This is a genomic window from Pseudomonas sp. GW822-FHT07A10 (assembly GCF_058798795.1).
Genome location: NZ_JBXAKV010000006.1, coordinates 193832 through 208024, shown reverse-complemented (window position 1 = coordinate 208024; position 14193 = coordinate 193832). Strand labels below are relative to the sequence as shown.

At 60.7% G+C, this 14193-nt stretch carries 12 protein-coding genes; 5 read left to right on the top strand and 7 right to left on the bottom strand.

The features are described from left to right. Nucleotides 1–22 precede the first annotated feature (22 nt). On the bottom strand, nt 23–1354 hold the full coding sequence (locus AC1RL4_RS13040) for an aminotransferase-like domain-containing protein (protein WP_064616935.1): 1332 nt from the start codon (nt 1352–1354) through the stop codon (nt 23–25). A gap of 90 nt (nt 1355–1444) precedes the next feature. Between AC1RL4_RS13040 and AC1RL4_RS13035 the strand changes: the two genes are divergently transcribed. Next, on the top strand, nt 1445–2341 hold the full coding sequence (locus AC1RL4_RS13035; RefSeq protein ID WP_230172796.1) for a DMT family transporter: 897 nt from the start codon (nt 1445–1447) through the stop codon (nt 2339–2341). Between the two features lie 69 nt (nt 2342–2410). On the opposite strand, the gene AC1RL4_RS13030 is transcribed toward AC1RL4_RS13035, so the two are convergent. The 3 genes from AC1RL4_RS13030 to AC1RL4_RS13020 all read right to left on the bottom strand — a co-directional run bounded on the left by AC1RL4_RS13030 (nt 2411) and on the right by AC1RL4_RS13020 (nt 5819). Then, nucleotides 2411–3778, bottom strand: a complete 1368-nt coding sequence (locus AC1RL4_RS13030; RefSeq protein WP_230172797.1) for an MBL fold metallo-hydrolase RNA specificity domain-containing protein — start codon at nt 3776–3778, stop codon at nt 2411–2413. Nucleotides 3779–3857: 79 nt separating this feature from the next. Continuing rightward, a complete protein-coding gene (locus tag AC1RL4_RS13025) occupies nt 3858–4793 on the bottom strand; it encodes a universal stress protein (protein WP_230172798.1) in 936 nt (311 codons plus the stop codon). Between the two features lie 105 nt (nt 4794–4898). Next, nucleotides 4899–5819: a universal stress protein gene (locus tag AC1RL4_RS13020; protein WP_230172799.1), complete on the bottom strand. Its 921-nt coding sequence runs from the start codon at nt 5817–5819 to the stop codon at nt 4899–4901. Nucleotides 5820–6044: 225 nt separating this feature from the next. On the opposite strand from AC1RL4_RS13020, the gene AC1RL4_RS13015 reads away from it, so the two are divergent. After that, nucleotides 6045–6611, top strand: coding sequence for a GNAT family N-acetyltransferase (locus tag AC1RL4_RS13015; protein ID WP_096480724.1), 567 nt, complete (start codon nt 6045–6047; stop codon nt 6609–6611). A 62-nt stretch (nt 6612–6673) separates the two neighbouring features. On the opposite strand, the gene AC1RL4_RS13010 is transcribed toward AC1RL4_RS13015, so the two are convergent. Next, entirely contained in the window at nt 6674–7591 is a 918-nt protein-coding gene (locus AC1RL4_RS13010) for a universal stress protein (RefSeq protein ID WP_096480725.1), read from the bottom strand. 107 nt (nt 7592–7698) lie between these two features. Continuing rightward, nucleotides 7699–8937, bottom strand: a complete 1239-nt coding sequence (locus tag AC1RL4_RS13005; protein WP_086945371.1) for an MgtC/SapB family protein — start codon at nt 8935–8937, stop codon at nt 7699–7701. A 259-nt stretch (nt 8938–9196) separates the two neighbouring features. On the opposite strand from AC1RL4_RS13005, the gene AC1RL4_RS13000 reads away from it, so the two are divergent. From AC1RL4_RS13000 to fnr, 3 genes are all read left to right on the top strand, one after another. Further along, the gene (locus AC1RL4_RS13000; RefSeq protein ID WP_018928184.1) at nt 9197–10117 is read left to right on the top strand and encodes a universal stress protein; all 921 of its coding nucleotides are present in this window, start codon (nt 9197–9199) and stop codon (nt 10115–10117) included. A gap of 50 nt (nt 10118–10167) precedes the next feature. After that, complete coding sequence (locus AC1RL4_RS12995) at nt 10168–10815, top strand: BON domain-containing protein (protein ID WP_064616928.1); 648 nt, start codon at nt 10168–10170, stop codon at nt 10813–10815. Between the two features lie 162 nt (nt 10816–10977). Beyond that, nucleotides 10978–11724 carry a fumarate/nitrate reduction transcriptional regulator Fnr gene (gene fnr, locus AC1RL4_RS12990; protein WP_138867161.1) on the top strand — a complete coding sequence of 249 codons (747 nt, stop codon included), beginning with the start codon at nt 10978–10980 and terminating at the stop codon, nt 11722–11724. Between the two features lie 14 nt (nt 11725–11738). Here fnr and AC1RL4_RS12985 read toward each other — a convergent pair whose 3' ends face one another. Further along, nucleotides 11739–14021, bottom strand: coding sequence for a heavy metal translocating P-type ATPase (locus AC1RL4_RS12985; protein ID WP_230172800.1), 2283 nt, complete (start codon nt 14019–14021; stop codon nt 11739–11741). Nucleotides 14022–14193 lie beyond the last annotated feature (172 nt).

Below are 14193 nucleotides of genomic sequence, written 5' to 3'. Positions count from 1 at the left end.
ATACTCTTCGGTAATAACGAGACTATGTATAAGCCCCAACCACCCACTTCACTTTCTCCAGCGCCTCCCTGAGCGCCCCCATCTCCACGGAGCCCAGCGCCAGGCGAAACGCATGTGGAACGTTGGCCGATGTGGCAAACGGTTCGGCGGTTGAAACCGAGACGTTTTCCCGCATCAACGCCATGGCGATCTGGTCGGCCCGTGCGTCTTCCGACAATGGCAGCCAAAGAAAATACGACGAGGGGTGGCGAATACAGCGCAGCCCCGCCAGTACCTCGCCGGCCACGATTTGCCGGGCCTGCGCGTCCCGGCGCTTTTCGGCTTCCAGTTGCATGACGGTGCCGTCGTCAAGCCAGGTGGTGGCAATCGCCGTCATCACACCCGGGGTATTCCAGGTGGTCGCTTTGATTGTGCGTTCCAGCGCTGGCACGTTCTGCAGGGGGGCGGCGACGAAGCCGACGCGCAGTCCGGTGGCCACGCTTTTGGAGAGCCCTGACACGTAAATCGTCCTCTCGGGGGCGAGTACCGCCAGCGGCGCGGGTGGATTTTCGGCGAGGAAGGCGTAAGCGGCGTCTTCTATGATCAGCAGCCCATGCTGGCGCGCAATCGTCACCAGGTGTTCCCGTTGCTCGGCACTCATCACCCAGCCCAGCGGATTGTGCAGGGTCGGCATCGTGTACACGGCCCGCACGCGTCGATGCCGGCACAGGCTTTCCAGCGCTTGCAGATCAGGCCCGTGATCAAGCACCGGAATGGGCACGATTTCAAGGTGCAGCGTGTCGGCCAGGGCCTTGAACCCCGGGTAGGTCAACGCGTCCGCGGCAATCACGTCACCAGGTTGCAACAGCGCCATCATCGTCACCGCCAGCCCTTGCTGGGCGCCGGTGACGATCAGCACTTGCTCAGCCTCGACCGTCAGCCCTCGAACGCGCAGATGGCGCGCTACAGCGGCGCGCTCATGGGGTCGCCCGGCGTGTGGCTGGTAGCGCAGCAACGCTTCCAGATCACCGGCCGAGGCGAGCTGACGCAGGGCATTGCGCAACAGTTCTGCTTGCCCGGGTAGCGCCGGATAGTTGAAGTTCAGGTCGGTCATGCCGGCGGCAACGCTGTGTTGATCGATAGCCTGGTTGGGCGACCACGAGGTTTCCCTGACGAATGTCCCCCGCCCCGTCTCCCCGCTGACCAAGCCCATGGCTTCCAGCTCCGCATAGACCCGGCTAGCCGTCACCAGGGCCAGGCCTTCCGTGGTCGCCAACTGACGGTGAGTCGGCAAGCGTGTGCCCGGCAACAGGCGCCCTGAACGAATATCCGCGGCAAACGTATCCACCAGTGATTTGTAGCGGGAACGAGGCATGAGCAGATGTATCCATGACAATATTTTGATTGTATTGAGTTTCGTCCATACGATGCCTTCCATGCAACCTGAGCATGAAGGGGATCCAGAATGGAACGCACATCGAACCTGCAACAGCACACCACGGAAAAGACCGCGAGCGGATGGCTCAACGGGTTCATTGGCGTGCTCATCTTCAGCGGCTCGCTGCCGGCGACACGGGTGGCCGTTCTACAGTTCGACCCGGTCTTCCTGACGGTTGCCCGGGCCAGTATCGCTGCCATTGTGGCGCTGTGCTTGCTGTTGCTGTTCAAGGAAAAACGCCCGGCCAGGCATCAACTGTTCTCCCTGGCCATCGTGGCCCTGGGCGTTGTATTAGGGTTTCCGCTGTTGACCGCACTGGCGCTGCAATATGTAACGTCTGCGCACTCCATCGTCTTCGTTGGCCTGTTGCCGCTCGCCACCGCAGCGTTCGGGGTCTGGCGCGGCGGCGAGCGGCCCCGGCCGGTGTTCTGGTTCTTCTCGGTGCTGGGCAGCCTGCTGGTGGTGGGGTTTGCCGTCTCCCAAGGCCTGACGGCCTCTCCTGCGGGGGACATTCTGATGTTGCTGGCCATCCTGGCGTGCGGGTTGGGCTATGCCGAAGGTGCGAAGCTTTCCAAGACTCTGGGAGGCTGGCAGGTGATTTCCTGGGCGCTGGTGCTGTCGCTGCCCGTCATGGCGCCGCTGACCTGGTTGCTGGCCCCGCCTTCGCTCTCGGCAATTACCCCGCCTGCGTGGTTGAGCCTGGCTTACGTCTCGCTGTTCAGCATGTTGATTGGCTTTGTGTTCTGGTACCGCGGGCTGGCGCAGGGCGGGATCGCCGCCGTCGGCCAGCTTCAGTTGCTGCAGCCGTTTTTCGGCCTGGCACTGGCGGCCACGTTGCTGCATGAGCAGGTCAGCGTTGCCATGCTGGGGGTGACCGTGGCAGTGATTCTTTGCGTGGCCGGGGCACGAAAGTTCTCGAAATAGACGGCTCGCGTGGCGAAACAAATCGGCCAGGGGCTTTTTTAGAGCCCCTTTTCTATAGTGGCCAGAGCACTAAAGAGGCCCCGTCAGCTCCACGCTATCGCGGTACTCCGGCACCGAGACCGACCAGCCCAGCTCCAGGCTGATTCGCCGGCGCAATACATCCGAGGCATTGGGTTCGCCATGTACCACATAGGTGTGTTTCGGCGGTCGCTTGAAGCCGCGCAACCACAGCATGATTTCATCGCAGTCGGCGTGCGCGGACAGGGTTTCCATCGGCACCACTTCGGCGCGGATCGGCACGTCTTTGCCGTGAATACGTACTGACGGGGCGCCTGCGATGATCTGCGCGCCGCGGGTGCCGCCCGCCTGAAAGCCCGGCACCAGCAGCGTATTGAGCGGGTTGGGCGCCAGCGCCTTGAGGTGGTGCAGCACCCGCCCGCCAGTGGCCATGCCGCTGGCGGCGATGATCACCGCCGGTGTGCGCTGCTGGTCCAGCTCGATGGAATCTCTGGTGGAGCGCACAAAACGCGTGACACGGCACATGCCTTCGCACTCTTCCAGGGACAACCGGTGTTCACTGCGAAAGCGCTGGTACAAGCGCGTGACGTCGGTGGCCATGGGGCTGTTGAGGTAGATCGGCAGGTCGGGAATCGCGCGTTTTTGTTGCAAGCGATACAGGTGATACATCAGCAACTGCGCGCGACCGACCGCGAACGATGGCACCAGCGTGATGCCATGGCGCAGCGCGGTACGGGTGATGACCTCGGCCAGTTGATCCTCCGGGGGCTCGTCGGGATGCCGACGGTCACCATAGGTCGACTCCACCAGCAGATAATCGGCCTGCTCGATCGTCTCCGGGGCAAACATCAATGGATCGTTCGGCCGCCCCAGATCCCCGGAGAACACCAGGGTCATGCCATCGGCGACGACTTCCACGGTCGCTGCGCCCAGAATATGCCCGGCACCGCGCAACAGAATGCTCATCCCCGGGACAATGTCGACCCGGTGGTGCAACTGCACCGGCCGCAGCAATTTCAATGCCCGCTCGGCGTCTTGCTCGGTGTACAGCGGCAAGGCCGGAGAGTGTTTGGAGAAGCCATGGCGATTGGCGAACTCGGCCTCTTCTTCCTGCAAGCGGCCGCTGTCGCACAGCAGGATTTTCACCAGTTCACAGGTGGCTGGCGTCGCATACACCGGGCCGCGATAACCGTTGCGCACCAACACCGGCAGGTAGCCGCTGTGATCCAGATGAGCGTGGGTCAGCACAATGGCTTCGAGGTCGCGAACCGGCAGCTGGAATGGGTCCCAGTTGTGCAAGCGCAATTGTTTATAGCCCTGGAACAGGCCGCAATCGATCAGCACATGCTGGTCGCGATGTTCCAGCAGGTACTTGCTGCCCGTAACCGTGCCCGCAGCACCGAGAAATGTCATTCGCATGGCCGTTTCCTTGAGCATTCATGGAGCACTATTGATCGCTCCTTTGCGCTTGTGGGCAGTTGATTTTTATCAATCTAGGTCACACTGGTTCATCTTCTCTGTCGAGCCGGGGCAATGGCTTGATGATCGCCAGGCTGCAGGGCGACCGGTTCAATACGCTTTCCGCCGTACTGCCGATGAATATATCGATCCCGCGATGGTAGGTCGTTCCCAGCACCACCATGTCGAAGGCATGTTGTTGCGCGAAATGGGCAATCACCTTGGGAGGGATGCCGGGCAGCAGATGGCGCCGTTGTTTCTCGACTCCGTAGCGTTCGGCAAGCGCTTCAAAGGCCTCCAACTGGGCATCGTTGACCGCGTCTCCCAAACTGTCATCGAGAGTCGCTGTCGGCACATTCACTTGCGCCTCGCCCAACTCCGACCAGCCGCTGACATTGAGCAGGTGCAAGGTGGCGCCGCAAGATTCGGCCAGGCTCGAAGCCAGGTCGAGAATCCGGTCATTGAGCCCCTGGGTCAGCTCCTCCAGATGGGACAAATCGATGGTCGCCAGTATGCTCAACGGCTTGGGATTTGTGGCATCGATGACCAGGTGCAAGGGCGCCGGACAGTCGCGCAGCAACTGCCAGTCCAGAGGCCGATGGAAAGCGCGATCGAGGGCCGATACGCGGTGCGTGTCCTTGATCACCAGGTCCGCATGGAAGTCATTCACGTACTCCAGCAGATGCGCCAGGGTCGGTCTGGCCCACACCACTTCAGTGGTCACCTGCACGCCTTCGCATCGTTGAAACCGGGCTTGCTGCTCCAGCCAGTGACGATGTACCTGCAAGTAACCTTCCCGCGCCTGGGCCATGGCGTCGTGGTCAAACAGGCCGGCCGCCGCCAGCGCCTGGACATAATCGAAAGCGACAATGTGCAGCATCGCACCGGTTGCACAGGCCAGGGCCCGCGCCCGATCGAACGCCGGGGTGCGGACCATTTCGGTCGGGGCAATCAATAGCAAACGTTGAATTTTCACCCTCACCCACCTCATCTGGATAGCTTCAGGTTGTGGCTCAAGTATCGGGGGGCTCTCGCCATGCGGCTCTGATTTTTATCAACTAATGGCCGGCCAGCGATCGGCTTACTGCGCGACGCTCGAACCCGGCTGCCTGACCGCCAGAATGCTGCCCAGTACCGAGTACAACGCCCGCTCGGTGTTGCTGCCAATCAACCGGTCGATCCCCACGCGATGCACAGTGCCCATCACCACCACATCCGCCAGGTATTGCTCGACAAACTCACTGATCACCGGCACCGGCAGGCCCATGACAAAGTGCCGACGCTCGGGAGGAACACCGTAACGATCCGCCAGGGTGATAAATGCCCGATGCAGGGATTCGCGCAATTCTTCGACGAAGTCCACGCCCCAGCCACCGGCGATCAACGGTGCATCGCCATTGAACGCCGGCGACAAGTCGTAGGCGTACAGCAGATGCAGCGGTGCGTCGCATTGCAGCGCCAGCGCGTTGGCCGTCTGGATGATGGTGTCGTTCAATCCACTGATTTGCGTCGCCGGATCGAACGGGTCCACGGCGGCCACGACCCGGTGCGGCAACCCGTAACGGACCTGATTGACCAGGTGCACGGGGATCGTGCATTCGCGCAATAGATGGCAATCGAGCGGAGTGATGAACACCCGTTTGAGCGCCGGTTCCAGGGTGACATCCTTGATCAGCAGGTCGGGCTTGAGGTCTTCGACTGCCTTCAAAATGTCCAGCAACGGATGGGTGGTGAAGACCGCTTCAACCGTCACGTCCACGCCCTGCCCGCTGAGCCGCTCGACCTCGTCAGCCACCCAACGATGACAGTGGCGCAGATAGCGCTGATACCCCGCCTCGTCGATTTTTTCTTCCCATAAATGAACAATCGGTGCTGGATCGACAAAGGCCCGCACATCCAGCGCGGCCCCGCTTGCCTTGGCCAGCGCGACAGCCCGGAGCAAGGCAGGAGACTGATGCAGGGTCCGGTCGGCGATCAGTAACAAACGTTGATATTGCCCCATCTCACACCTCCGCTCGAAACCGGTCCCTTACCCGCCGGCATGGGCCAAGACTGCGCTCGTTGCCCCCTCCCCGAGGTTGATTTACATCAAATACCCGCAAATGAACGCCCTCGTGACAGGTGTCTGATCCAGATCAGATTCAAGGGCTGCCAGTGGCGTAGAAAGGAATCAACCGCGTGATGGGTGAATACGCACCGACCTTTCAAACAAGATGGAGGACCATCCATGCTCACTGTCAAAGACCACAATGATCGGGCCGCGGCCGCCTATGCCGCAGTCCCCGGAAAATACTGGATCGAAGCGCTCAGGGACGGCCGCCATGTGCTGATCCGGCCACTGCTGGAAAAGGACCGCGAACTTGAATACGCCTTCATCAAGCGCCTGTCGCCCGAGTCCCGGCACATGCGTTTCCTCGCGCAGATCAACGAGCCCGGCGCCGCCATGCTCGATCAGTTGATGGACACTGATAACAAACAGCGCATGGCTTACATTGCGCTGGTTCACGAAAACGGCAAATTGATCGAAATCGGCATCAGCCGCTACGCCGCCACGTCGGAACATGAGTGTGAGTGCGCGGTGACGGTCGCCGATGAATGGCAGCATCTGGGCCTCGGCACCGCCTTGATGGAGCATCTGATCAAGGCCGCCCGCAGAAACGGCTTTAATCAGATGTATTCGATCGATGCTGCAAGCAATACCTCCATGCGCGACCTGGCCAAAGCCTTGGGTTTCGAGCGGCACAATGACCCTAACGACAGTCGTCAGGTCATCCATCGTCTGTACATGTCATAAAAGCCGATTGCCCCACGACGTACCGGCCAACGGTCCGCCGTGGGGCAAGTCTACGTTCAGGGTTACAGCGACCTGTCGGGTTTGATCGCCAGCACACTGCAAGGGGCTCGGTGCAAGAGCTGTTCGGCAGTGGTCCCCAATAGCTTGTTCAACCCCGAGTGCTGCACCGTCCCCATCACAATGACATCGGTGTGATGGTCCTCGACGAACTTGCAAATACTCGGCACTGGCGCACCTTCAATGAAGTGCCGACGCTGCGACGGCACGCCGTGACGCTCGGCCAGTACCGTGAACGCCTGGTGTTGCGCCGTGCCCATGGCTTCATAAAGACCGGAGGCCAACGGGAGTGCGCCAACGCCCATGTCCAGGGCATACACGGCTGTCCAGTCATACGCATGCACCAACTCGATCTGCGCCTCACACTGTTCAGCCAGCTTGGTGGCGGCGTCGATAATCTGGTCATTGAACACCAGGTCCTGCTCTTCGCTGCGCAGCACATCGACGATGGCCAGCACGTTACGTGGCCGCGCGTTCCGGGCGTTGGTCACCAGATGCACCGGCACCGGGCAATCGCGCAACAACTGCCAATCCAGCGGAGTGAAGAACACCCGTTTCAACGCCGACTCTTCCTGGGCGTCCTTGATGATCAGACTCAGCGACATCTCGTTGACGAATTGCAGGATCTCCTCGTAAGGGTGCTGTACCCACACCACCTCGCTGGTGACCTCGACGCCGTGCTTGCTTATCAAATGTGCTTGCTCGGCAAGCCATTGCCGATGGGTTTGCAAATAGCCTTCCCGGGCCTGGGCAATTTGCTCGGGGGCGAACAGGCCGGCGACGGCCAAGGCCTGCAAGTAATCGAATGCCACGATGTGCAGCGGCGATTGCATCGCGCGGGCCAACGCGGCGGCCCGGTCGAACGCCGGAGTACGGGTCATGGAATGGGGGGCGATCAACAGTAAACGCTGAGTCTGCGACATGGGACACCTCGGCACGCGGCCATCTCGATGCAATGAGTAGAACCCTAGAGTGATCGCGGCAGATTCGGGCGACTTGATCTTTGTCAGCTAGAGCGCTCGGATGCCCGTTAATGCAGCAGCATGCCCACCCACATCGCCAACGTCAGCAAGACCTGGCCGGGAATGACATACGCGGCGAACCGTCGCCCACCGCTGACCCAGGCCACCAGGCATTTGCTCAGGGAGTTACTGCTGATGGCAACCAGCGTGGGCCCGGCAATGGCGTCGAACGGCAACAGTCCGGCCTTGGCCAGGGCGCCAATGGACGCCGTCGAAGAATGGGCATCGGCGAAACCGGTGAGCGTCGTCGTGACCATCACGCCCACTTCGCCAAAGTGATTGAGCACCATCGAAGACACAAAGGTAACGCCGGTCATGGTCAGTGCGATGACCAACGCCAGCTTGAGGTTGAACGCACCGCCGACCTTGACCGGCTGATTGTCGCCACTCGCAGGTTTGGGCAACATCAGGCTCAAGCCATACAGCGCCGTGGCGGCGGCACCCAACAACAGCGGCCCCCACATGTAGCGCAATAGACCGATGTCGACCGCCCCCAGGATCAGGCCGACCTGAATGATGGTCGCCAGGTTGGACAGCATCGCTGCCGCACTCAAGACTTTGATGTTGCCTGGCTCCTTGGCGACAAGGTGCCCCATCGCGGCGATGGTCGCGATGCTGGAAGCAAACCCGGAGGCGATGGCGCTGACCACATAGCCGTAACGGGCACCCAGGGTACGAACGGCAATATGCCCGACCGCCCCGACGGCCATCAGCAACACCGTCAGGGTGCAAATGGTGCGCAGATTGATGGCGGCATAGGGGCCGATAAAGCGATCCGGCGCCAATGGCAACACCACCAGGGCAGCGACCAACAGCACCAGACCGTCGCGCATCTCCCTTTCAGTCAATTGGCTGCGCGCAAAATGATGCAGTTTCTGGCGATACGTCAGCAGCCCCGCCACCACCACGCCAATGGCGATGGCCAGTTCGGGCGCGCTGTTACACAACGCCCCCAATGCCAATACCGTGAATAACGCCACTTCACTGGTGACACCAGGGTCAGTGCCCAGGCTTCGCCAGTAAGCCACAGTGACCAGCAAGGCCACCGAAACCGCCATGATGCCCACCAGCAAACCACCACCGATTTGCATCGCCACATAACCCAGCAACGCGGTGATCGCGAACGTGCGCAATCCGGCACAGGCGCGACTGTCCCCGCGCCCCTTGTGCCGTTCACGTTCAAGGCCGACGAGCATGCCGATCCCCAGCGCAGCTGCCGCCCCTGTCAGGCCCAAGGTTTCGTTCATATGACTCCTGTCCGGGTAAGCCACAACCCCAAGACTGCACCGGCATGACGCAGGAGAGATTGATAGTGGTCAATGTTTTATAGATGGACCTGGCGCCCCCCGCCACACGTCGGGCAGCAAGCTGGATCACTCGCCAGATTGATAAAGATCAATCCCGGCCCCCCGATCAGCGGCAGGATAAAAGCCAGAGGACCACTGCCCAAACGCAGGGGTGCCAGTGAGTACAGGAATATCTACGATTATTGACGGGAGTTTGGTCATGTCTGAGCAATCACGCTTCATGCTGGTCGTCTCGCCCCTGATGGAAAACAGCCCCGCGTTCGACCGCGCCGCTGCATTGGCCAAGGCCTCGGGCGCGGCCCTGCATATCGTCGCCTTCGATTACCTGCAAGGGCTGGCAACGGCGAGCATGGTCAACGAACAAGCGCTGGAGGAGATGCGGCTGGGGTATGTCGAGCGCCATCGGCAATGGCTCGAAGAACAGGCCCGCCCCTTGCGTAAAATCGGGGTGCCCGTCACCACGGAGGTGATCTGGGTTGAACGACCTTTGCAGGAAATCCTCATTCATCTCAAAGAACAGCCGATGGCGGTACTGATCAAGGCACTGGAATACGAGTCGCTGCTGTCACGCATCATGTTCACGCCCCTGGATATCCATTTGCTGCGCGAATGCCCGGTACCGCTGCATTTTGTCAGCCACGTGAAGCACGCGCTGCCGCGCAAAATCGTCGCCGCGGTCGATCCCTTCCATAGCAATACCCAGTACAAGGATTTCAACGACAGGATTTTGCGCGAGGCCTCAAAACTGGCCAGCACCTGTAACGCCCAGCTCGACGTGATCTACGCCCACGATCTTTCATCCCTCAGTGCGGACGAGTTCGATTTCGACAGTAGCTCAGCGCTGTTTTCCCCAGGCAAAGCCAAGACACTGTTTGATGCTCAGGCCGATGCCTTCCGTGAACTGGCTGAGCGCAATGGTATTGCGCCAGAGCAACAGCACATGATCATGGGCAACCCGACCAAGGTTCTTACCCAATACGCCGATGCCTACGACATCGACGTGCTTGTCATGGGCCGGGTCGGCCACCGGGGCGTGGGTCGACTGGTGGGCAGCACGGTGGAGCATCTGCTGTACAAAATGCCGTGCAGTGTCTGGGTGGTTTCACCTGAGGAACTGTAGAGGGCTGTTTCGCACCTGGCCTACCAACCTTTCAGACAAAGGACATCACCATGAACGACTTGAGTCTGCGTCAGAGCATTATGGATGAGCTTGAATTCCAGCCTGAGATCGATGCCGCCAACATCGGTGTGACCGTGGACAATGGCGTCGTCACGCTCACCGGGCACGTTAAGAGCTACGCGCAAAAGGTCAGCGCGGAACGCGCGGTAAAAAGCATAAAAGGGGTACGCGCCGTGGCCGAAGAAATTCAGGTCAGGCCGATGAAAAGCGCCGGCACGGCGGACGACGCCATTGCCTCCCGCGCCTTGAATATCCTCACCTGGAGCTCCGACATTCCCGAGCAGGACATCAAGGTCATTGTGCAGAAAGGGTGGATCACCCTTGAAGGCGAAGTGGACTGGCAGTACCAGAAAGAAACCGCCGAGATGGCTGTGCGCAAGCTGTCGGGGGTGGTAGGCGTGGACAATCGGCTCGTCCTTCGTCCGCAAGTGAACGTGGACGATATCCAGCGTCGTATCGAAGAAGCCCTCAAGCGCAATGCCGAAGTCGATGCCAAGGAAATTCACATCAAGGTCGAAGGCGATGTGGTGAAGCTGGAAGGCAAGGTTCATTTATGGCGCGAGCGTAAGATCGCCGAACGTGCTGCCTGGTCAGTACCGGGGGTGAGGCAAGTGGATGATCATCTGCGCATTGCCTGAGTCAATGATCCCGGGGAACCTGTAATTCCCCGGGATACCAAGCACTTGCGACGGGCCAACGGTTCTCCGTTTGTCGATTGCTTCCGGCGATCTTCCGAACGGAATCCGTGCCTTGGCGCACAACACCTATGCTTTATATATAACCCCCATGGCGCCATTGACATGACCGAAGTCCGCCTGCTTCAGGGTCAACACCTCAAGGCTGCCTGTTCCAATTGCAGTGTATTAGAGTTTTGCCTGCCTTTTGGTCTCGACAAACTGGAACTCGAGCGCCTGGACAAGCTGATTTTGCAACGGTTCAAGGTCAGGAAAGGCGCCCCCCTCTACCGCGCAGGCGATCCCTTGCACTTGCTGTATGCGATCCGTATTGGCTCATTCAAGACCAGCGTGCTGTCGCTCGATGGCCGCGAGCAGGTCACCGGCTTCCAGTTGCCCGGCGAGATGCTCGGCCTGGACGCCATTAGCGCCGAAGAGCACACCTGCAATGCATTTGCTCTGGAGGACAGTGAAGTCTGTCCCATCCATTTTTCTCAGCTGGAAAAACTCGCCCGGGAGCTGCCGGCACTGCAACACAACCTGAACAGGTTTCTGAGCCGTGAAATCGTCCGCGATCACGATCTGCTGATGATGTTGGGCAACATGAACTCGGATGAGCGTCTGGCCGCCTTTCTGCTGAACCTGTCGCTACGCTTGAGCATGCGTGGCTACTCATCCAGCGAATTCATACTCAAGATGCGGCGCGACGAAATAGGCTCCTACCTGGGGTTGCGCCTGGAAACCATCTGCCGGGGTATCGCCCACCTGCGGGAACAGGAGCTGGTGGAAATAGCCGGTCGTGAGGTCAAGATCCTGAACCTGCACGGGCTCAAGCAGTTGGTCGCCGGTTGCCATTCGGTGGCCCTCCACTGACGCTGCATAGCTTTTCAGCGCTTATCAAGGTAGCGAAACAACTCTTCCTCCTGATCGAAGTGCAGTCGCACGAGGGTATCCAGGCGGATCAACTGATGCTGGATCTCATCGACAGAAGCTGTTGCAGGGTCGGCACTGAAATCCGTGCTCATGCGCGCCAGCAAATGGATCAGGCGAAAGATCTCGCGGTGGACGTGGCTCATCGCCGACATGGGGTCCTCGCCGGGCAGGCTTTGCGTCAACAGCGGATACAGGGTGTTCTCATCGTCCCGTTCATGGCGGGCCAGTGATTCCTGCAGGTTTTTTACCAGCGCCAGCAAGTCGCTCTGCGCTTGCTCGAGTGGGCGCTGGGCGAAGTCGCTTGCCAGTTGGTGCAGATCGCTGAGTACCGAAGCGAGCTGGTCGTGTTCGTCTTGCAGGTGATCGATATGCTCGGCGGCCAGCTTGCGTTGGCGCAAACCCGGTAACGGCCCCAATGCACGCAAGGCATTGAAGATGATCACCACGTCGATACCCTCCTGCACCACGGCACCGACCAGCGGCGGCAAGTAGCCGAAGGCAGCTACCCCCATGGCCAGCACCGACATGCCCATGCCGGCCAATACACCTTGACGGGCGATGTGGCGGGTCTGACGGGCGATGTCCAACGCCTCGACCAGACGATCCAGACGATCCACCAGCAGCACCACACCCGCTGCTTGCGCGGACGCCGTGGCACCGCTCGCCCCCATGGCCACCCCGACATTGGCCGCCGCCAGGGCGGGGGCATCGTTGATGCCATCACCGACCATCAGTGTGCTGGCGTGCTGGCAGGCATCCTGTACCGCACGCACCTTGTCCCCAGGACTCAACCCGGCACGCAACTCGTCGATCCCGGCCGACAGTGCAATCATCTCGGCGGTTTCCACGCGATCGCCCGTGAGCATGACGATCCGCTCGATGCCTCTGTTGCGCAGTCGGCGCAGGGTTAGTGGGGTTTCCCGACGCAGCTTGTCGGAGAAGATCAGCAGGCCCGCGAGTGCCCCGTCCACTTCAACAAAGCTGCCGCTGCACGCCAGGTAATCCATGCGACGCAGCATGGTGGCGGCCCAGTCGCCAACCGGTGATTCATTCTGAACAAAGGACAACGTGCCGAAACGCACCCGCAGACCATCGATCAACCCGCAAAGACCGGAGCCCGGACTTTCCTCGACCGCCTGCGGCACGCTGAGCGGCAATCCACGCTGACAGGCCGCCTCGACAATGGCCTGGGAGATGGGGTGCGTCGAGGCCTGTGCCAGCGAAGCGGCCAGGCCCAGCAGACGCTGCGGATCGAGCGCTCCGTTGGTCTCGATCGATTGCAGACGGGCGTGGCCGCTGGTCAACGTGCCGGTCTTGTCGAGAAACACTTGCTTGATCTCGGCCAGCGCTTCCAGGGTGACGCCGTCCTTGATCAGGATCCCGCGCCGCGCTGCCCTGGAAATACCTGACATGATCGAAATCGGCACGGCCAGAATCAACGGGCAAGGCGTGGCCACCACCATAACCGCCAGCGCTCGCAAAGAGTCGCCACTCAGGTACCAGGCGAGGCCGGCAATCAGCAATGTCAGCGGTATGAAGAACAACGCGTAACGGTCGGCCAAACGCACAAAAGGCGCGCGCGATTGCCGTGCGGCTTCAGCCAGGCGCACGACCCCGGCGTAGGTGCTCTGCGCTGCGGTTCGAGTGGCTGTCAGCAGCATTGGCGTACCGACATTGGTCACCCCGCTGGGCAATAGCTCTCCTTCCAGGCGGGTGACCGGCAATGACTCGCCGGTGAGCGCCGACTCGTCGAGAATCGCCGTGGGGCTGAGTAAACGGCCATCGACCGGTACCACTTCCCCCAGGCGCACAAGCAGCGTCTGATGCGGTTGGATCTGCTCGACCGGAATCTGTCGTAAATTGCCGTTCTCCTGCAGCCAGGCAACGCGTGGCGCCCGGTCGACCAACGCACGCAGTTCGCGTTCGGCGCGTTGTTGGGTGAAGAACTCCAGGATGCGCCCCGACGCCAGCATCAAGGCAATCACCGCCGCCACCAGCGTCTGCTGAAAAAACAACGCGGCGGCAATCGACAGCAGAGCGATCAGGTCCACACCCGCCTCGCGCCGGGCCAGGCGCCTGACAATCTCGACGAGCAGCACCAGGGCCATCACCAGACTGCCCGCGGCCCAGCAAATCGATGCCCAGTCAGACTTGTGAGCAAGCTGCGCAATGCCCCCGGCCAGCAGGGTCAGGGTGGTGAGCAGCAATAAAACCGGGTCCAGCCACTTACTGAACATCGATGTGGGTTCCTCAAGAAACGCTGCGCAGCCCTCGTTGTACAAATGCCTGCGGCTCATCGCCGTCATGGGTAGAGCTTAGGTCTGGAATGCCCGGCATGTTCGCTGCGCGCTATCAATTGAAGCTTCGCCTGGCGTTAGCGCAATGGCCGCTGCGGGACAAAATCGTTGT